General features: G+C 62.9%; 26 protein-coding genes. 8 read left to right on the top strand and 18 right to left on the bottom strand.

All coding sequences use genetic code 11. The annotated features are described in order from the left end of the window. The first annotated feature begins 188 nt into the window (after positions 1 to 188). Positions 189 to 458, top strand: a complete 270-nt coding sequence (locus tag EJ068_RS29035; protein WP_126083237.1) for a hypothetical protein — start codon at positions 189 to 191, stop codon at positions 456 to 458. Between the two features lie 75 nt (positions 459 to 533). After that, the gene (locus tag EJ068_RS29030; RefSeq protein ID WP_041001284.1) at positions 534 to 839 is read left to right on the top strand and encodes a hypothetical protein; all 306 of its coding nucleotides are present in this window, start codon (positions 534 to 536) and stop codon (positions 837 to 839) included. 9 nt (positions 840 to 848) lie between these two features. On the opposite strand, the gene EJ068_RS29025 is transcribed toward EJ068_RS29030, so the two are convergent. From EJ068_RS29025 to EJ068_RS29015, 3 genes are all read right to left on the bottom strand, one after another. Beyond that, entirely contained in the window at positions 849 to 1,268 is a 420-nt protein-coding gene (locus EJ068_RS29025) for a DoxX family protein (protein ID WP_127253815.1), read from the bottom strand. A gap of 169 nt (positions 1,269 to 1,437) precedes the next feature. Next, on the bottom strand, positions 1,438 to 2,658 hold the full coding sequence (locus EJ068_RS29020; protein WP_245463269.1) for an IS481 family transposase: 1,221 nt from the start codon (positions 2,656 to 2,658) through the stop codon (positions 1,438 to 1,440). A 307-nt stretch (positions 2,659 to 2,965) separates the two neighbouring features. Further along, positions 2,966 to 3,721: a tryptophan 2,3-dioxygenase family protein gene (locus EJ068_RS29015; protein ID WP_127253838.1), complete on the bottom strand. Its 756-nt coding sequence runs from the start codon at positions 3,719 to 3,721 to the stop codon at positions 2,966 to 2,968. 132 nt (positions 3,722 to 3,853) lie between these two features. Here EJ068_RS29015 and EJ068_RS29010 point away from each other — a divergent pair, with 132 nt between their 5' ends. Continuing rightward, a complete protein-coding gene (locus EJ068_RS29010; RefSeq protein WP_127253839.1) occupies positions 3,854 to 4,324 on the top strand; it encodes an Lrp/AsnC family transcriptional regulator in 471 nt (156 codons plus the stop codon). Between the two features lie 180 nt (positions 4,325 to 4,504). Here EJ068_RS29010 and EJ068_RS32875 read toward each other — a convergent pair whose 3' ends face one another. From EJ068_RS32875 to EJ068_RS28965, 9 genes are all read right to left on the bottom strand, one after another. Beyond that, the gene (locus EJ068_RS32875; protein WP_189342292.1) at positions 4,505 to 5,077 is read right to left on the bottom strand and encodes a hypothetical protein; all 573 of its coding nucleotides are present in this window, start codon (positions 5,075 to 5,077) and stop codon (positions 4,505 to 4,507) included. A 175-nt stretch (positions 5,078 to 5,252) separates the two neighbouring features. Further along, on the bottom strand, positions 5,253 to 6,419 hold the full coding sequence (locus tag EJ068_RS29000; RefSeq protein ID WP_127386382.1) for a hypothetical protein: 1,167 nt from the start codon (positions 6,417 to 6,419) through the stop codon (positions 5,253 to 5,255). Next, positions 6,416 to 7,312: an HTTM domain-containing protein gene (locus EJ068_RS28995; RefSeq protein WP_189342033.1), complete on the bottom strand. Its 897-nt coding sequence runs from the start codon at positions 7,310 to 7,312 to the stop codon at positions 6,416 to 6,418. The genes EJ068_RS29000 and EJ068_RS28995 overlap by 4 nt, the downstream gene beginning before the upstream one ends. Beyond that, positions 7,296 to 7,736, bottom strand: a complete 441-nt coding sequence (locus tag EJ068_RS28990; protein WP_127253455.1) for a hypothetical protein — start codon at positions 7,734 to 7,736, stop codon at positions 7,296 to 7,298. Before EJ068_RS28990 ends, EJ068_RS28995 begins: the two co-directional genes overlap by 17 nt. A gap of 322 nt (positions 7,737 to 8,058) precedes the next feature. Continuing rightward, on the bottom strand, positions 8,059 to 8,313 hold the full coding sequence (locus tag EJ068_RS28985; protein WP_127253456.1) for a hypothetical protein: 255 nt from the start codon (positions 8,311 to 8,313) through the stop codon (positions 8,059 to 8,061). A 296-nt stretch (positions 8,314 to 8,609) separates the two neighbouring features. Continuing rightward, positions 8,610 to 8,789: a hypothetical protein gene (locus tag EJ068_RS28980; protein WP_127253457.1), complete on the bottom strand. Its 180-nt coding sequence runs from the start codon at positions 8,787 to 8,789 to the stop codon at positions 8,610 to 8,612. Positions 8,790 to 8,934: 145 nt separating this feature from the next. After that, complete coding sequence (locus EJ068_RS28975) at positions 8,935 to 9,288, bottom strand: SPW repeat protein (RefSeq protein ID WP_127253458.1); 354 nt, start codon at positions 9,286 to 9,288, stop codon at positions 8,935 to 8,937. Between the two features lie 191 nt (positions 9,289 to 9,479). Then, positions 9,480 to 10,553: a PAS domain S-box protein gene (locus EJ068_RS28970; RefSeq protein WP_127253461.1), complete on the bottom strand. Its 1,074-nt coding sequence runs from the start codon at positions 10,551 to 10,553 to the stop codon at positions 9,480 to 9,482. A 57-nt stretch (positions 10,554 to 10,610) separates the two neighbouring features. Beyond that, positions 10,611 to 10,856, bottom strand: a complete 246-nt coding sequence (locus EJ068_RS28965) for a hypothetical protein (protein ID WP_126083248.1) — start codon at positions 10,854 to 10,856, stop codon at positions 10,611 to 10,613. Positions 10,857 to 11,124: 268 nt separating this feature from the next. Here EJ068_RS28965 and EJ068_RS28960 point away from each other — a divergent pair, with 268 nt between their 5' ends. Next, entirely contained in the window at positions 11,125 to 11,463 is a 339-nt protein-coding gene (locus tag EJ068_RS28960; RefSeq protein WP_126083249.1) for a hypothetical protein, read from the top strand. Positions 11,464 to 11,841: 378 nt separating this feature from the next. Here EJ068_RS28960 and EJ068_RS28955 read toward each other — a convergent pair whose 3' ends face one another. Then, positions 11,842 to 12,063, bottom strand: coding sequence for a hypothetical protein (locus tag EJ068_RS28955; protein WP_245463268.1), 222 nt, complete (start codon positions 12,061 to 12,063; stop codon positions 11,842 to 11,844). 106 nt (positions 12,064 to 12,169) lie between these two features. Continuing rightward, positions 12,170 to 12,379, bottom strand: a complete 210-nt coding sequence (locus EJ068_RS28950) for a cold-shock protein (RefSeq protein WP_042640010.1) — start codon at positions 12,377 to 12,379, stop codon at positions 12,170 to 12,172. Here EJ068_RS28950 and EJ068_RS28945 point away from each other — a divergent pair. Then, positions 12,345 to 12,839 (top strand): hypothetical protein, encoded by a 495-nt coding sequence (locus tag EJ068_RS28945; protein WP_145964953.1) that lies wholly within the window; start codon positions 12,345 to 12,347, stop codon positions 12,837 to 12,839. The two genes, EJ068_RS28950 and EJ068_RS28945, sit on opposite strands and share 35 nt — an antisense overlap. A 7-nt stretch (positions 12,840 to 12,846) precedes the next feature. Here the strand turns inward: EJ068_RS28945 and EJ068_RS28940 are convergent, their stop codons facing one another. After that, a complete protein-coding gene (locus EJ068_RS28940; RefSeq protein WP_126083251.1) occupies positions 12,847 to 13,260 on the bottom strand; it encodes an HD domain-containing protein in 414 nt (137 codons plus the stop codon). 240 nt (positions 13,261 to 13,500) lie between these two features. On the opposite strand from EJ068_RS28940, the gene EJ068_RS28935 reads away from it, so the two are divergent. Both EJ068_RS28935 and EJ068_RS28930 read left to right on the top strand, forming a co-directional pair. Continuing rightward, entirely contained in the window at positions 13,501 to 13,704 is a 204-nt protein-coding gene (locus EJ068_RS28935) for a CsbD family protein (RefSeq protein ID WP_042640013.1), read from the top strand. Between the two features lie 540 nt (positions 13,705 to 14,244). Continuing rightward, positions 14,245 to 14,424, top strand: coding sequence for a hypothetical protein (locus EJ068_RS28930; protein ID WP_126083252.1), 180 nt, complete (start codon positions 14,245 to 14,247; stop codon positions 14,422 to 14,424). A 63-nt stretch (positions 14,425 to 14,487) separates the two neighbouring features. On the opposite strand, the gene EJ068_RS28925 is transcribed toward EJ068_RS28930, so the two are convergent. After that, entirely contained in the window at positions 14,488 to 14,730 is a 243-nt protein-coding gene (locus tag EJ068_RS28925; protein ID WP_126083253.1) for a hypothetical protein, read from the bottom strand. Positions 14,731 to 15,015: 285 nt separating this feature from the next. Beyond that, positions 15,016 to 15,246 carry a hypothetical protein gene (locus tag EJ068_RS28920; RefSeq protein ID WP_127253094.1) on the bottom strand — a complete coding sequence of 77 codons (231 nt, stop codon included), beginning with the start codon at positions 15,244 to 15,246 and terminating at the stop codon, positions 15,016 to 15,018. A 595-nt stretch (positions 15,247 to 15,841) separates the two neighbouring features. Here EJ068_RS28920 and EJ068_RS28915 point away from each other — a divergent pair. Then, positions 15,842 to 16,177, top strand: a complete 336-nt coding sequence (locus tag EJ068_RS28915) for a hypothetical protein (protein ID WP_127253096.1) — start codon at positions 15,842 to 15,844, stop codon at positions 16,175 to 16,177. Between the two features lie 159 nt (positions 16,178 to 16,336). Here EJ068_RS28915 and EJ068_RS28910 read toward each other — a convergent pair whose 3' ends face one another. After that, positions 16,337 to 16,651, bottom strand: coding sequence for a hypothetical protein (locus tag EJ068_RS28910; RefSeq protein ID WP_245463267.1), 315 nt, complete (start codon positions 16,649 to 16,651; stop codon positions 16,337 to 16,339). Positions 16,652 to 16,714: the final 63 nt, after the last annotated feature.

Genomic DNA, 16,714 nt, shown 5'->3' with positions numbered 1-16,714 from the left:
CGAAGGCTGCCTTGCGGCGGCCGCGCGGAGAGAAGGCCGGGCCGGCGCGCCCGGCCTTCTCTTTTGGATGCCGGGCTTTTTCATTTCAAGGTTGTGTCGTCCCCATCCTTTTGCTGTGGCCGGTTGTCCCGGGCTGGTCATTAGCGGGAGCTTATGGGATCATCCCCCGGGGAATCGCGGAGAGCGGCATGGACAGACCTGCCATGGCATCCGTCTTTCGGATGCGGCATGTGCCTGCAAGCATTTCGGGCGTTCGCAGCCTTGGCAGAGGCCAGGCCGATCCGTTCTTTCATTCGAGACCACTCGGCGAGGCGATCCGCTTCATCGCCCAGGCCGATGGCCAGTACGACCTCAGCGCCGTCGCCATCTTCTACGGCGACCGCCAGACGCCGCCGCTCGGCAACCGCGAGATCAGGCAGCTCTGGAGCGAGTATGGCGAGCGGCTGATGGAGGCGTAGAGCCGCGCAAGCCTTCCCGCCGGATCGGAAACGCCGCTCATGCGTTCTTGTGGCGAGGTCAATGGGAGGAACGCCATGAACGTCGCCAATCTCCAACTCGAGGGCCTGCTGATGGCCGTCGCAGCGATCAACCACGTGCTGGTCAAGAAAGGTGTGCTCACCGTCGAGGAAATCGACATCGCGCTGCGCAAGGCCGAGGCCGGTGAGACCGGCGAGGAGCGCTCGGAGGCGATCTCGGCCTCGAACCGCGACGCCATCAATTTCCCGATCCGCCTGCTCGAGCTCGCCAACCAGTGCCAGCCCGAGGCGGACATGCCGTCCTTCTCGAAGCTGGCGCGCATGGTCGGGCAGATGAAGGAGCCGTATAACGACCAGATGTGAGGGGAAAGGTCATGCCCTCCCCGGCCAGCCCTGGCGCAGGGACAGCACACTCCCCGGGCCGTGCGCCGCGGCGTAGAGCAGGCCGGCGGCGAAGGGGAAATGCGACATGAAGGCGCCGAACTCGGCCTGGTTTCCGGCCCACTGCGACGGGCCGTGGAAGGCAAAGCCGAGGAAGACGACATAGACCGCGCCGATCAGCGCCAGCGGCGTCAGATAAGCGCCGGTAAGGAAAGCGATCACCAGCAGCGTCTCGAGGATCGCCGCGCACCAGGCCAGGAACAGCGGGAACGGGAAGCCGGCGGCGGCGATGTAGCCGGCGGTGGCGCCCATGTCCATGAGCTTGAAGGCGACGCCCATCGCGAACATGGCGGCGAAGATCAGGCGAGCGATGAGAATGGCGGCGGTCTGCCAGGTCGATTGGGTTTCCACGAGTGTCCCTCCGGGTTGTCTGTTGATGCCCCAAGGACGGACGAAGGGCGCTGGTTCCGACAGGGGGTAGGAAAATTGTTGGAGCGCCCTCTTCCTCGCCCCCGCCAGAGTGTTTGTGCTGGAGACAAGGTGAACGGGTGTTCGGGGACATCGTGGACGCTTTTGTTCATCACGAACTGCTGGGTTGTTTTTGTTGTTCGGCCTGTGGACCCTGTGGGCAACGCTCAGCGTTGTCCACAAGTCCACAGGTCTCGCTTGCGCCCTGACGTAGGTTCAGGGTGGCAATTCGATGCGAGCAGTAGTGCACGCTGAAGACACCATCCTCGACGGTCGGGCGAAGCGCCACCAGCTCGCCGCGGAATGCCTTGCCGAGTCGCCAGGGTCGGTTCCTGAAGCTGATGAAGCCATCACTGTCGACCTTGCGAACCTGGTCGCCCGGTGCGTACTCGATCGCGGGCAGGACGTCGGGAAAGCTGCGCGGGCTCGGCCGGTAGCGCTCGGCCGGCGTGGCCATGTCGAGTGCTTCGTGTGGTCGTTCGTAGTTATAGCGCGGGCGCCACCGATCGAAGGCTCGCTGGCACTCGGCGAGATCGCCGAAGCTTCGCCCGTTGATCACCTCGGCCTTGAGTGTGCGATGGAAGCGTTCTTCCTTGCCTTGGGTCTGCGGATGGCGCGGCCGACCGTGCAGCACGCGGATGCCGAGCCGCAACAGCCAGACGCTGAAGCCGGTGTAAGGCTCACCGCCGGAATCGCTCCACGGCGAGCCGCCGTCCATCAGCATCGCCAGCGGCAAGCCATAGCGGCGAAAGGTAATCTCCAGCTCCCGGCGTACCGTCCGGCCCTGCTCGTCGCCGCAGGCGGACAGCACCAGGTTGAAGCGCGAGTGATCGTCGAGCGTGGTGAGCGGATGGCAGCGCCCGCCATGGATGGCGAAGTGACCCTTGAAGTCCATCTGCCACAGCTCGTTGGGAGCCTCCCGCTCGAAGCGCTGCCATGGTCCCGGATGTTGCGCTGCTGTCGCCTCCGTCAGCCGATCATGACGACGCAGGATCGCGGTGATCGTGCTCGCCGCCGGGATGTCGAGTTCGCCATGTCTCTTCATCGCCTGTCTGATCTTGCGACCGCCCCAGACGTCGTTGCTCTCGTCGCGTACCTGCAACACCCTTGCCTCAATTGCCGAAGCGGTGCGTTGCGGGCTCAAGTGCGGGCGACGCGATCGTTCGACCAATCCAGCCGGCCCTTCCGACCGGTATCGCTCGAGCCACTTATAGCCGGTCGTCGGACTGATCCCGAACCGTCGACAAAGTTCACGCACATTCGCCCACTCTCGCGAGGCAAACTCCACGAACTCTCGCTTCCGATCCATCATGGACACCTCGTAAAACGGCATTCCATCCCTCCCGATCCAAGGATCGGGAAGTGTCCACGATGTCTCCGAACGCCTGTCCACCATCTCCCCAGTCTGTACACAGAGGCGGGGGAGAGGTGGCCGCGAAGCGGTCGGAGAGGGGGCAGCGCCGGCGACAGAGGAAGAAGCACGGTGTGGCGCGCCCGAAGTTCTAAATCGCGACACGATCTCTCGGGTTCGCTCCATGCGCTTTAGCGAGACATGCTTTAGCTCTACGAAGGCCCCTCTCCGTCGCGGCTTCGCCGCGCCACCTCTCCCCCCCCGCTTCGCGCGGGGCGAGGAAGAAGGCTCAGCCGGCCTTCACCTGCGCCGGATGGCTGATCGAGTCCCGCACGGTGCCGTATTCGGCGCCCCAGCGGTCGGTCATGTCGCAACGGATGTCCCACAGCTCGGGGAAGAAGCGGTGGCGGGCGCCGCCTTCCAGCATCTCCACCGGGCGGCCCTTCAGCGACTTCGAGCCCAGCCCGATCGAGCGGTGGATCAGATAGAGGTGGTTGGCGCGGAATTTCTGGAACAGCTCGTCGAACTCGATCAGCGCCTCGGCCACGACATAGGCGTCGCCATGGTCGTAATGCTCGTCATAGATATCCGCCACGGTCAGCCCGCGGCCATCGAGATAGGCATGCCTGAAGGCCCGCCAAAGGTCCGGCGGCAGGCGCAGCAGGAACTTGAAGCCGGGCGATTCCTGGCCGCTGCCGTTGCCGAGCTGCAGGCGGATCTGCTGATACTCCTTGGGCGACATGGTCTCCAGGAGATCGAGCTGCGCCGTCATCATGCGCATCAGCCGGTGCACGCGGCCCATCAGCGTGACGATGCGGTGCGTGTTCTGCTTCTCCAGATAATCCAGAACATCGACCAGCGTGTAGGCGATGAGCTTCATCCACAGCTCCTCGACCTGGTGCACGATCTGGAACTGCAATTCGTCGGCGTTGACCATCTCGGCCAGCGGCTTCTGGCAGGCGAGCAGCTGGTCGCATTTCAGATAGACGCCGTAGTCGCGCATCTCGGGCGCCTCGATGCGGGCGTGATAGTCCGTCTTGTCCATGGCTCATCCTCCTCGGCATGACCGCGCCACAAGGATAGCGCTTCCGGCTTGAACATTGTTCCTTTCTGTTATCCAAATGGCATGAAATGAAGGACGATCTTTGACCTTACCTGCCCCAGTGGAGAACGAACCGTGCTGGACGCCTTGGACCGCAGAATAGTCGCCGCGCTCGAGCGCGATGCGCGGATCTCCTTCGGCGAGCTCGCCGAGGAGGTCGGCTTGAGCAAGACGCCGTGCTGGAAGCGCGTGAAGGCGCTGGAAGAGGCAGGCGTCATCCGTGGATATTCGGCCCGCATCGACCCGGCCAGGATCGGCTTCGGCATCGAGGCCTTCATCCAGGTGTCGATCGACTTCGAGGTGTCCGACGCCTTCGAGGCGGCGGTGAAGACGCACCCGCTGATCCGCCGCTGCTACGCCACCACGGGCGAAGCCGACTATCTCCTGCAGATCGTTACCGTCGATATGATGGCGCTCGACCGCATGCTGCGCGAGGAGCTCAGCCGCCTGCCCGGCGTGCGCCGCACGGTGACCTCGATGGCGATGCGCGAGATCAAGGGCGACATCTCCTTTGCCGAGGCGGCGGCGCGTGCGCTGAGGGGATAAGGCGAGCACACCGAATGGCCTGAGCGCGCCGGCCGTGGAGGCGCGCGAAGCCCTGACTTTTTCTGGGGTGATCGAGAACGGGCATCGAACCTGATATAGTCGCGACGGGGGTACGGCGGTGGCGGGTTCATCTCAATGAAGATCAGGGCGCAGGCTGCCCGGCGATGGCCGGCGCGAGGCTTACGGATTCTCGAATTCGCCTCGACGGCCGATTTCGCGCGCCTTCCCCTTCCGAGAAATACGCTGGCCACGGCGCTTTTGGCATCGGCCATGCTGCTGCCGGCGGCCACTTCGAGCCATGCCGCGTCGGTCCTCCCAGAGCCGCGAGACGAGCTCCACCAGCCGGATGCGAAAGCCATGCTGCAGGACGCCAAGCGCGCGCTTCTGGCGGCCAATGGCGGCAACGGTGGGAATGGCGGCAACGGTGGCAATGGCGGGAACGGCGGCAACGGAGGGAACGGCGGCAATGGAGGGAATGGCGGTAACGGTGGCAACGGCGGAAACGGTGGCAATGGAGGGAACGGCGGCAACGGAGGGAATGGCGGCAACGGAGGGAATGGCGGCGGAAACGGTGGCGGCAATGGCGGCGGCACCGGAAACGGCGGCGGCAATGGCGGGGGCGCCGGAAACGGTGGCGGCAACGGCGGTAGCGCCGGAAACGGCGGGAGCAATGGCGGCGGCACCGGAAACAGTGGCGGCAATGGTGGTAACGCTGGAAACGGCGGCAGCAATGGCGGCCATGGCGGCGGCCATCACGACTCCAATGTCGGCCATTCGGATGGCGGGCCCCGCTCCTGCGGATCATCCCCGCGAGTGTCTTGCTGACGCCGCCGCTTGACCTCGAAGCGCCGCGCGCCGGAGCGGCAGAAAGCAACGTCCTTCCAGTTTCCTGTTCCGGCTCGCCGCTCCGGCGGCGCGATGAACCGCCCTATGGGCCGGTGCGGTAGGCGAAATCGTCGATAGCGGCCTGCCAGTAGTGCTGCGTGCGGATCTCGAGCCGCGTGATGCGCCGGTAGTCGGCCGCGAAGTAGACCAGACCGTTGGCGGACAGCGTCAGCCGATCCTCATAGGCGGGCTCATCGCCCCGCCAGGCCTTGAGGATGAGCGTCTCACCCTCCGCGTCGTCCCAGCCGGCGCCGAAATAGGCGCCGGTGAAATCGAACGGTTTGTCGCTGAACACCTGCGCGGGATGGCCTGAGCTGTTGTAGGCGATGAATTCGCCCGACATGGTGGTGTTGACGTAGCCCGGACCGTCGGTGAAGCGCTGGTGCATGGCAACGAGGTTGTACCAGTTGAGCCCGCCATAGCCCGACAGGACCTCGAACACGCCGGGCGACGTCATCAGGTCGTCGAAGCCGACGACATGCTCCGGGGGCAGCGGCGCCTCGGCCGGTCCGCCCTTGCCGGAGAACGTCGAGAGCACCACCGGCGCCGTGCCGACCACCACATGCCGCCGCTCGGTCGCCCCGGCGGCCGAAAAATCGACCAGCCATTCGCCGGGCGCCACGGCTGCGCTGAAACGCCCGTCCGGACCGACCTTGGCGGCGATGCCGACGCCATCCGGCCCTGTCAGCGAAACGCGCGCCCCGGCGGCGACCGCGCCGCTGATCGTCAGATCCGCCGCAAGCCCGACGGGGTGGGTCGTGGTCTTTGCAATCATGTCGCCCGGCGATCCGGGCGAAACGACATAGTCGCTTTCCTGCGAGGCGTTGCCGGTGGTGACCGAATAGGCTGGCGGCGGCACGACGCGGAACGCATAGTGCCCGGGATCGACGACTTCGAAATCGCGGTGCATGGCCGACATGCGGAAGTTGGCGAAGCCGCCGGCATTGGTCAGTCGCATGATGGTGCCGGCGTTCGGCCTGTCGAGCTCGACAGCCACGCGCGACATCGGCCGGTCGCCCAGATCGTAGACGCCGTTCCTGTTGAGGTCGCGGAACACCAGCAGCGATGTGTTCATCTGGCCGCCTGCGAAGGAATCCCATGTCCACCTGGGATAATAGTCACTCGCATCGCCGGCACGGGCCGTGCCGCAGACCATGGCCAAGCCGGCGGCGGCGACGACCGCGCCCGGGAACAACGAACCACGCTTCACGAAATTTCCCCTCCGGCGGTCGCCGCCGATCCGATCCCCTGGAGACGCGCGATCACCCTGTCCACGGCATCGGCATCGAAATAAGCGAGATAGAGCAACGCCATGGTGGCGCTGAACGTGTAGACCGGCAGCGTCACATAGATGATGGCGTGGAAGGCCAGGCCCGGCAGGACCAGATAGCGCCTCGTGGCGCGTAACGGCAGGCCGAAGGCAAGGCAATATTCGAGCACGACCACGGCGACGGACATGATGGTAGCAGGCCAGGCAAGGCCGGACCGATAGTCCGAACCGGCGTAAAACCAGAGGAATATCTGCTCGAGCCGCGCGCCGCTCAGAAAAGCGTGGTTCGACTTGTCGAAGGCGGCGAAGAAATAGAGCACCGAGAGCTGCACCACGATCAGCCGCAGCCCCCACAGGTTGCCGCGCTCCGCCGGCGGCGGAACGCCCGCGCACTCGGCCCGAGTCACGGCCAAATAGCGGTCCAACGAATAGGAGCGGTCGCAGGGGGTGAGCGCGATCAGGAGCGCCGCGATCGCTAGCAGATAGGCATGGTGGTGGGTCCAGGGCTCGCGGCCGAGCTCGAAGCCGAAATAATAATACATCGCCAGCCCGACGGAGCCGGTCCAGACAGCGGCGAGGCGGCTATGATAGCCGACGAAGAGCAGCGTCGTGGCGAGGAAGAAGTTGGCTGCCAGAAACAGGCCGGCAGGCGACTGGTCCCTATAGAACAGCAGCTCGGTCGCCCAGCGCGACCAGAACAGCATTGCCAAGCCGATGCGGATCAGCGCGGACGAACGCGACGAGCCTTCCGTGCCGGCCGCCCAGCCGGCGAAGCGCGCCGCCATGGCTGGCGCCGGACGCCAGTCGGCGAGGGCGTCAGCCGGCGCAGGCATTTTCGGCATCGGTATGGATCGTCTGCCAGCCGCCGCGCATGCCCAGCCGGGCGCGGACACGGATGTCGGCGCCCTGCCCTGCGACCGTGCAGAGCCGCTTGATGACGGAAGCCAGGTCCTCTCGGTTCTGGATCCACTTCAGCCCTCCATTGCGGGGCGCGCCGAGCATCTCGAAACGGTCGAGCGGGACAAGCGCGCCGTCGGGCGCGCGGATTTCGAAGGAAGCGTCGATGACGCCCAGCCCGATCGCGCTGAACATGGTCCAGGAACGCAGCCACGGCGATTGTACCCCGAAGACCTGCTCCGCGGCCGGACCGGCGATCATGAAACCCGCGATCGCCATGAAAGCGCAAAGCCGCAAGCGTGCCGCCGAGCGCCGACCGGCAGGCCGCGCACCTATCCTGATTGAGATGATATCCGCCACCCGCGCACCTCCGTCGCGATCATAGACCGGTTCAACGCCCGGTCTTCGATCGTCCCAGAAAAAGTCAGGGCTATGAGTAGGTCGGAAAGGCCAACAAGCAGGCGACATGGGCCGCCTTTATTGGGTCAGACCACCTTGGCCCGTCGCAGCAGCCTGCGGTCCGCGCAACGGGCCAAGTGGCCTGCCTTTTGCCCGCCAGCCAAAGGCTGGCTCCTCCCATCCTCCGCTTCAGGGCAGCGGAGAGCTCGAACAATGACCGGGCTGTGCGAGGCTTGGCGATAACTTTTGTTACTCCCAACTAAAATAAGCGACCCGGCGCTGGCTAGCGACCGACGTGGTGGATCGCTGGCAGCGTCTGGGAGACGCTGAGCGTAGCAGAATAGACAGGCCTGCCGACTTCATCATGGACGGACACGGTCACCGTTTCATCCAAGTCGCTTGAAGCCATTTCGTCGACGGCGATGTCGTGCAGAGCCTTGAGCGCTTCTCGTCGCATCTCGCTCAAACTGCCGAGATCGACCCAGGCATCACCCAGGCACTGCCCGTTTCGGATGACCTCGAACCTGTAATTCGACATGTGCCATTGTGAGACGAAGGGATAGCAGCCGCATTAAAATTTGAGAGCCGGCTTGCTAACAAGGTTCGGCGATCGTCGATGGCGACCGATAACCCTTCACTAAAGACCGCCCGCCGATCTGGCCAGCGGGCCCTGAACGTCACTTAAAAAAGATGCAGCAACGCTAAAATAAGCCTGTGCACTGTCAGAATTTGCGGTCGCGGAGCCCGCCCAGACAGCTCACTTTGATGGTGCGGCGAACTTCGATTCGCCGGGCCGGCGCCGGGAAATCCACCCCAACAGGCAACGGGCGCCGGTCACTTACGTTGGGGCGGGGGGCTGCCATAGCGCCCGCTGGCGAGCGGAGGCTTGGAGCTGGCCACCCGCGCCGCCTCTTCCTTCTCGGCGTCGGCCTTGCGCTTCGGGCATTCTTCGAAATCATGGTCGCGGCCGCCGCAATAGGAGCAGCATTTGGCGGGGGTGTCGGGGTGGAGCATCGAGACCATTCCCAAGAATGCACGAAAAGGTTTCCGGTTGCAGCAATTGCGTGAAGCCGCAACACCGCCGCCTTACCCCATGCCCGAGAAGATCAAAATTCGAGGAGCTCGCCGCTCGCGCGGCGGGCTCCCGACCGATCACCGCTCACGCATGCGCGTGAGGATGACGGAAGTCCCAGACGGCCCAGGCCGATGCCACGACCACCAGCACGCCGAGGACGACATGCGTGGTCATGACATTCGTGTCAGCCGCAAAGCCCAGGAGCCAGGGCGACACGATCAGCCAGAGCCCGAGGACCGCGCTGACCCATTCTTCCCACTCGGCGAACACCGAAAGCGACGCCAGCGCCAGCCCGCCGAGCAGAACGCCGACGATCCAGGCGTTCCACGCGGGCACCATCGCCGCGGTGAATCCGATGACCCAGGGTGAGATGAAGAGGCAGATCGCGAGGACCAGAGTAATCCAGTCCAGGCTCTTTCTTGTTTCCATCATTGCCATGACAACCTCCATGGAGCTTGACCAAAGCAACTGTATCCGCGTGGACATTGCACGCTCACGATTGATATAATTACGCTTTTGCAGCGCTGCAAGGAGGGCCTGAGCGGCCGCGGCCCGCCCAGACCGATCTCATCCGCCAGACGGCAAGGTGCAAATCACGCTGGCGCCGGCCACCGCGATCGATCCGACGCTCAAACGGCGATGTCGCCGTCGGTATCGGCGCCGAGCTGCGGAACGATGATTGCCTCGAGCGGCGCGTCGAGCGCCCATTTCAAACTGCCGTCCGAGCGTTCGAGGCTGGAAGAACCGCTCAGCGACTGCGGAGCCACCCGCTGCAGCACCACCGTGCCGAACCCTTTTCGTTCGGCGACCCCCTTCTCCTTGCCATTCCTCTCAGCGACCCCAATTCCTGCCGCGCTGGACGTCTCCTGCCACAGAAGATGAAACCGCCGCCGCGCGTCCGGACCCATCTCGACCTTCCAGGTGATTTCCACATGGCCCCCGTCGACGGCAAGGGCGCCATATTTGGACGAGTTGGTGCCGAGCTCATGGAAGGCCATGCCGAGATTCTGCACCGCATTCGACTGCAGCGTCAGCAGCGGCCCGGACAGCGAGATGCGTTCCTCATGGCCGAAGGGCTTCAGATGCTCCTGAACGAGGTCGAACAGGCTGGCGCCGGCCCATTCCGAGGTCACCAGAAGGTCGTGCGAGCGCGACAGCGCCATGATGCGCGCGCGGATCATCTGCTCGAACTCAGCCGGATCGGTCGAGCGCTTGCTGGTTTCCCTGACCATCGACAGGATCACCGCGAACTGGTTCTTCACGCGGTGATTGACCTCGCGCATCAGCAGCCGGATGCGGCGCTCGCTTTCCTTGGCGGACGTGATGTCGCGGGCGATCTGCGAGGCGCCGACGATCTCGCCTGCGTTGTTCCTGATGGGAGAGACGGTGATCGACACGGCGATCAACGAGCCGTCCTTGCGCTTGCGCGTCGTCTCAAGGCTGCCTACGCCCTCGCCCCGGCGGATACGGCCGATGATCTCGGTTTCCTCGCTGTGCATGTGATCGGGGATCAAGATCAGAATCGACTTGCCGATCACCTCCTCCGCGCTGTAGCCGAACATGCGCTCGGCCGCGTAGTTCCAATCGGTGATGACGCTGTTGAGGTCCTTGCCGATGATGGCGTCATAGGAAGAGTCGACGATCGCCGCGAGGCGAGCATCGGCATTGGCGTTCGGACGAAAGATCCCCCCTGTACCGGTCATGCGCATCAAATAGGGCCGCCCGCAATCAAGGCAACATATCCGCTGGATCGCATCCGCTTACGGCTTGCTGTCGCCGGGGCTATCGCCGGCCGGCCTGTCCGCAGATATCACGCCGAAATCCTGCGATTTCACGCCCGCATTCGCCGTGAGGAACCCATCCGACGCCAGCCCTCGACGCAAAAGTTCGCGGACCGCGGCCGAACGGCTCGGCATGCGCTTTTCGAAACGCCAGTTCTCCAGCGCCGCCAGTTCCTCTTCGGTCAGCATGATCTGCAACCTTTGCGGCCGTTCCAGCTCAGCCATGCCTGCCTCCATCACAGACAAAAACGCTGCGAATGAGTAAATGCCTCATTGTGAGTAGAAGTAGGGTTTGTGGCATAGGACGTCAAGAATGACCAAGCTGTGAAAGACGGCACAGGCTAACGATACCAACGATGGGCCGAAACCACATTTGTTGTTCTATGCTAACTTATTGATTTTCTTATAGCTTTTTGAATTTTTTGCTTGCATTCCGTGACCGTCTGGCGCATGGTGGAAATCGAGGGATAACCTCCAGGGAAGGAGGCAGTCCATGTTCCGACGATTTTCAATCCGCTTGCGCGACGACGCCCACCACAAGGTGCAACAGGCCTTGTGGACCAAGGGTATCGTCAACATCATCCGAATTTCCGAAGAAATCAGGCTGGATCATCTGGCCGAGAACATCGCCCGCGAGGACATCGAAAGCCTGGTGATGGAGGTATCACAGCTCTACGGGGCGCCGATCGAGTTCGACGACGAGGCCCTGACGGCGCTCGACCTGCCGGAGGTCCTTAAGCCCGACAATCGCAACGACCTCGAAAAGGTGCTGGATGGGCGCATGTCCGGCGGTGAGATCAGCATCGACGTGCTGCATATGAAACGGTGCTAGGCGCGTCGCGTCTGGACGACCCCAATCGACCGCGCCCCTCGGAACGGATGCCACGGCCTTGGCGATTGGCCGAGACGCCTATCGCGATCGTCATCCACGGGCGGAGCAAGGAGCGAAGCGACGCGCGCAGACCCAAGGATCCATGCCGTGACTTGGAAGCGCCGCGGCGGTCCACAAATTCTGCACCGTTGCACACTTCGGTCCAGGTAACGGAATGGATTCCAGGGTCTGCGCGCGTCGCTTCGCTCCTTGCTCCGCCCTAGAATGACGAGGTTCAGAAGCGTCCAGCTCATCGCCAACGTTTGCGCTGACTACCCAGCGGACCTTGATAGCCTTGCCCTTGAAGCCTGCAATGTTCAACATCACTGTGTTGAGGAACTAGCCCTTCTTCGGGCGCTTTGGAGCGGCTTTCCTTGGCAGCGCCACTGGCGCTTCGGCTTCCTGCGCCAGCCTGGCCGCGCGCAAGCGCTCGGTCTTGGCCGCCCTCTCCTTGGCTTCCAGGTCCTGAATCTGCCGAGCGACACGAGAGGTCGTGTCGGTCTTGGCTTCCGTGCGGGATGGGACCGGCTTGAACAGGCCGGTATCCGGTAGCGACTTCATTGTCATCTCCTTAATCAAAAAAGGCCGGGCAAAGCCCGACCTTCTCCAACGCGCCTCCGCGGCCTATGCCAGTACATCCGTGGTCAACGACCGCGAGGCGCTGTGATCAGGCGGCTTGCAGATTCTCGGCCGCGCTTTTGCCGCTGCGGGCATCCTTCACGACGTCGAAGCTGACCTTCTGGCCTTCGACGAGGGAACGCAGCCCTGCGCGCTCGACGGCCGAGATGTGAACGAACACGTCCGGCTGACCGCCGCCCTGCTCGATAAAGCCGAAACCCTTGGTGGAATTGAAAAACTTCACCGTTCCAGTAGTCATTGCGATCTCCTTACAAATCGACGCAAAATTGTACGCGCTCGGCAACCGCCAAGCGACGAATTCTTCGAAATTGAGAGGGAAGATCGCAGGGGCGCATTTTGCGCGAAAACAACGTTCTTTCAGCAAGATCGATTTACCCTATATAGCTATTAATTTCCTCAGCGGCAAGGGGCCCGGGCATAATACTTCAAGCCGCGGTCCGTCCAAACCAAAGCAGTTCCCGCCGGAACGGTCGATCCGACAGAGCGTTGGTTTCCTGATTCGACGAGCGCGGTTCCTGAATGGGGCAGCAATGGCCAAAAGGGACAACAATCCAACCTCTCACGACGTGGTGAAGCGACTGGTGCGGGAGACGGGCATCAGCGAAGCACAGGCACGCGATCTCGTCCGCCTTATCGGCCTGCACTGGAGTTCCCTTGTCCGCGAGGCCAAGTTGATCGCTTCCTCACCCCGGGATTAAGCCGGGTTCAGCCCCTGGAATCCAGATGGTCGAGGATGGCAAGGCCGGTTTCGTACTTCTCGGGCGCGACGCCCGCCTGGTGGGCCTGCCAGAGATTGTCTCGCAGATCGGCTATCTTCACCGGCAATGCCAGCCCGTTCGAGGCGGCGCGGTAGAGAAAACCTTCCTCGCTCTCGTCCATGCGCCGCGTCAGCGCATCGACCGCAGCCACCACCGGCAGGCCGAAACCAGCGCCCTGCAGCCTCTCAAAGGTCCAGCCGTCGCCTTTCTCGACAATGTCGTGCAGGTAGGCGACGGTCTTTTCGTCCAACGTCTCGACGGCATCGGCAACGCGCCTCAGATGTTCGATATAGGGCCGACCGGTCTTGTCCTTCTGCCCTCGATGAGCCTGCTCGGCGATCTTTGCTGCCTCGTGAAGCATGATCCTTCCAATCTCGTCACAACAGAGCCCGCCCCGGCGAGGGACGGCCGAGGCGGGCTTGCTCGGGTCTGGACCCGGTCGGTGGCGCGCCTCTCGCGGGGGGAGCGGGGCTGCGCGCCATCCTGCCTTCCAGAACAGCGGCGCCTGGCGAATGTTCCCGCCCGGAGAAAAAGACTTGTCTGCAGGAACTTCGCGACCGCGCTGCCGTTAGCCCTGCATGTCCAACAGGAGGTACGGCAAATGGATTGGAACCGCGTCGAAGGCAATTGGAAGCAGGTGAAGGGCAAGGTCAAGGAACAGTGGGGCAAGCTCACCGACGACGATCTCGATCGCATCGCCGGAAAGCGCGACCAGCTCGAAGGCAAGATCCAGGAACGCTACGGCATCGAGAAGGATCGCGTGCGCCGCGACATCGATGACTGGTACGGCCGCCAAGGCTGGTGACAGCCGACTGCCCGAAGCAAAGGGCGCTGCCGCGCGGCAGCGCCCTTTTTGCTGAGCCGTTCAGGATTGGGCGAGGCGGCCGCTCTATCTCGCCGGCGCCGCTGAAACCGCCCTGCCCCCTTGGGCGCCGATTGCGTTGTCCACCTTGGCCGAGGCGCCAGGCGCATCCCGCCATGCGGCGGCCGGGGCTGAAATTCGACTTTGCGGTTGTCCGGACTGGAACCTTCATTCGCGGTCCGCATTTGTTGTCGCCATGGATATTTTCGACGCAAATTCTCTGGTCATCGCACGGGCAAAGGCCCTGCGCTCCTAAAACAGCCGCATGCGGGAATTGGCTTGGGCGCATGTGGAGCAATCCAGGGCCCTCGCCCAGCAGTTGGCAGCGATTCGGAACCAATCAAACCGGGCATTGCCGATGACGGGCAACTTGACTGAGATCGAACGAGCCCTAGATTGTCCAGATCGCTGGTAACCCCCAATGGACACCATTAGCGGCTGAGAGACGACGAACGCGCTCCCGTCTGAAAACGGGAGAGCGCTATGCGCCAAGCCAGAACTGCGTTGCCCCGGGCACGCGAACCCTTCCAGGATCAACTCGTCCAGGGCAGCAAGGACGCGATCAAGCGCTCCCGGGAATTGCTGCGCCGCACCGAGCGTCTGGTGCGCTCGAAACTGCCGATTGTCTCGGAACCGCCTTCCGACGAACCCCCTAATCTTTAGGGCAATTCCAGGAAAATGTGGGCGGTTTTCCCCAACCCGCCGCGCTTTTCCGGCCGACGCCCATCAATCGCCGCGTCGTTTCCGGTGCGGAGACTCCTGATTCTCGCCGCGCAGCATCTGCCTGTCGTCAGGATCGATCAGATCGCGCTCGCCAGCTTTCAACCCGCTTCCTTTCTCGCGGGTGGCCCGCTCCTGGCTTGGCCGCTTCAGCTCTTCCCTGGCGTTGAAATCCTTTCCGGCGTTCTTGGTGTTGACGCGCTCCTCGATGATGCGTTGCTGCTGGTCGTGCGTTGTCTTGCCTGCCATGACTGTCTCTCCTGTGCTGAAGCCAATCTCTCAAAATGGAGAAGCCCGCCCGGAGGGGAGCGGGCGGGCTTCTATCGGGAGGATTGGAACCCCGATGGCGGCGGGCTGGGGGGATGCCGCCGCGGACCAAACCGGCGAGCGGCGCTTATGTTCCTTCAGGAAGCGATGCTCTCTGAGTTCAATTGAGCTCATCGCGCCACAACCCGCTCACGGGCGACCGCCGCTGCGATGACAAATCACGATTGCGCAGCGGAACAAGTCCAGTCGCTTCCGGTTTCGCAGTGATCAGGACTGCGTGAAATGGCCCAGGATCGACGTCACAACGAAGCTCTCGCCAGGTTGCTGAGGCGGCAGTTTTCCAGCGAGGTTTTGCGACGGCACCTGCGCGCGTGGCCACTTTTTCGGGTTGACCGTCAGCTTCCCGAGCGCCTTCGAGCCCTGCTTGAAAGGCTCGGGCGAAGGAACGGTCGAAATCACAAAGGAGATGACAACCGCTGAGAGGCCAAGTTCGGGCAATCAGGAGAGACGCCGTTAAGACTTCGGTCCGGACCGCGCGGGACCGTGGGCCCACACCGGGAACGGAAGCCACTTGCTCCCGTTGGTCGAAGGCGAAAGCTGCACAGGCAGCGCCTCATCAAGGATTGAGAGAGAAGACATGAACAACATCATCTGGCTCGTAGGAGCAATCGTCATCGTCCTTGCCATCCTTGGATTCCTCGGCATCCGGTGACGCTGGCGGGCGTCACTTAATCGAGAAGCCGCTCCCGGTGGGCAATGTGCAGCGCCTGCGTGACTCGGAATAAATCGAGCAGTTCCAATGCCTGCTCGGCTGGCGCGCCCAGCTCGATGAGGCGATCGATAATCTCTCGCTGGCGGGAGATATGACGCTCCCGTGCGGATATGACGATTGAGCATCTGAAGCTCGGTTTCGGGGCTAACCATCTGGTCCCAACGCGAGGGTGAGGATCGTATCGCAACACAGTATTGTGCGCCCGCGATCGTGCGCCGGCTTTGATCTTCATCAATTTCCGGAGGGGCCTGGTCGTCATGGCGCGCCTCGACTCCCCTCTGCCCACGGGGATATGATTTCAAAGCTCGGAGGGCGAGCCTGATGGACCGCTTTATCGCCAGGGAGAACATCAAGCACTTCGTGGACCGCCTTCAAACGGAGACGGACGACGGCACCAGAGCGACGGTCCAAAGGCTGCTAATTGCTGAAGAGGACAAATTCGCGAAATTGTCCGAACGGCTGGATATGGTGGACCAGAACATCCTCAGGATCGCCGATCTTGCAACGCTGCAGCGCCCAAAGGTCAACGACATGCGCCCTGATGGCGACGGCGCGGCATTGGCCAACCGTCACCTCGAAAACCTCGAGCAATTACACGAACTCTTTGTCGAGAGCCGGCAGCTCGTGGTCACCATGATGGATAGGTCCAGCCTGTAATCGGCACCCGGTCGAATACGCGCCCTCTACACAAGATCTTGCGTCGCGGCCCATAACGGGTCTCCTCCCGGCGCAATGCGTTGAGCCGCGTTGGCCCGGCGCCACGAACAACAAAAACGGCGGCCGAAAGAGCCGCCGTTCCTTGTCTGTCGACCGGCCTCAGTTTGCGCCGCCGAGTTCCTTGGTCATCTTGCAGAAATTGTCATGCTGCTTGGCGATAGTTTCGTCGCCGCAATCCTTCTTGATCGACGTGCGGTCTTCCTCGGTCATGGCCAGCCATGCCTTCTTGAACTCATCGCCGGATCTCATCGTCTTCATCCCCGCATCGGTGAAGAAAGGCGCCATCTTTTGCGGGTCATCCAAGGCCGATGTGCCTTTGGCGCTGCTGGCCATCGCCGCGCTGGTCGCGAGCGAAAGCGCGAGTGCGCTCATCCAAAGAATTTTGGTATTCATTTTTCTTCTCCCTGCGTTCATTGGAAACAACTGCTTTTCAACAGCGCTTGTGCTGGCAAAAAGTTCCAGGCGGAATCAAAGAAT

Source organism: Mesorhizobium sp. M2A.F.Ca.ET.043.02.1.1, assembly GCF_003952405.1.
Taxonomy (GTDB): Bacteria; Pseudomonadota; Alphaproteobacteria; order Rhizobiales; family Rhizobiaceae; genus Mesorhizobium.
Note: the sequence above shows the minus strand (reverse complement) of the source record. Positions and strands in the feature narration are given on the sequence as shown.

Coding starts and splice junctions, on each gene's coding strand:
- EJ068_RS28970 (WP_127253461.1), bottom strand. CDS start 10,553: ATGACCGGTACAGGGGGGATCTTTCGTCCGAACGCCAATGCCGATGCT.
- EJ068_RS32875 (WP_189342292.1), bottom strand. CDS start 5,077: ATGGCCGCCGCCATGGCCGCCATTGCTGCCGCCGTTTCCAGCGTTACC.
- EJ068_RS28940 (WP_126083251.1), bottom strand. CDS start 13,260: ATGCTTCACGAGGCAGCAAAGATCGCCGAGCAGGCTCATCGAGGGCAG.
- EJ068_RS29020 (WP_245463269.1), bottom strand. CDS start 2,658: ATGCCGTTTTACGAGGTGTCCATGATGGATCGGAAGCGAGAGTTCGTG.
- EJ068_RS28910 (WP_245463267.1), bottom strand. CDS start 16,651: ATGAACGCAGGGAGAAGAAAAATGAATACCAAAATTCTTTGGATGAGC.
- EJ068_RS28975 (WP_127253458.1), bottom strand. CDS start 9,288: ATGGCAATGATGGAAACAAGAAAGAGCCTGGACTGGATTACTCTGGTC.
- EJ068_RS28985 (WP_127253456.1), bottom strand. CDS start 8,313: ATGTCGAATTACAGGTTCGAGGTCATCCGAAACGGGCAGTGCCTGGGT.
- EJ068_RS29035 (WP_126083237.1), top strand. CDS start 189: ATGGACAGACCTGCCATGGCATCCGTCTTTCGGATGCGGCATGTGCCT.
- EJ068_RS28965 (WP_126083248.1), bottom strand. CDS start 10,856: ATGGCTGAGCTGGAACGGCCGCAAAGGTTGCAGATCATGCTGACCGAA.
- EJ068_RS28930 (WP_126083252.1), top strand. CDS start 14,245: ATGCGCCAAGCCAGAACTGCGTTGCCCCGGGCACGCGAACCCTTCCAG.
- EJ068_RS28980 (WP_127253457.1), bottom strand. CDS start 8,789: ATGCTCCACCCCGACACCCCCGCCAAATGCTGCTCCTATTGCGGCGGC.
- EJ068_RS28950 (WP_042640010.1), bottom strand. CDS start 12,379: ATGACTACTGGAACGGTGAAGTTTTTCAATTCCACCAAGGGTTTCGGC.
- EJ068_RS28955 (WP_245463268.1), bottom strand. CDS start 12,063: ATGAAGTCGCTACCGGATACCGGCCTGTTCAAGCCGGTCCCATCCCGC.
- EJ068_RS28960 (WP_126083249.1), top strand. CDS start 11,125: ATGTTCCGACGATTTTCAATCCGCTTGCGCGACGACGCCCACCACAAG.
- EJ068_RS28925 (WP_126083253.1), bottom strand. CDS start 14,730: ATGGCAGGCAAGACAACGCACGACCAGCAGCAACGCATCATCGAGGAG.
- EJ068_RS28935 (WP_042640013.1), top strand. CDS start 13,501: ATGGATTGGAACCGCGTCGAAGGCAATTGGAAGCAGGTGAAGGGCAAG.
- EJ068_RS28915 (WP_127253096.1), top strand. CDS start 15,842: ATGGACCGCTTTATCGCCAGGGAGAACATCAAGCACTTCGTGGACCGC.
- EJ068_RS28995 (WP_189342033.1), bottom strand. CDS start 7,312: ATGCCTGCGCCGGCTGACGCCCTCGCCGACTGGCGTCCGGCGCCAGCC.
- EJ068_RS29015 (WP_127253838.1), bottom strand. CDS start 3,721: ATGGACAAGACGGACTATCACGCCCGCATCGAGGCGCCCGAGATGCGC.
- EJ068_RS29030 (WP_041001284.1), top strand. CDS start 534: ATGAACGTCGCCAATCTCCAACTCGAGGGCCTGCTGATGGCCGTCGCA.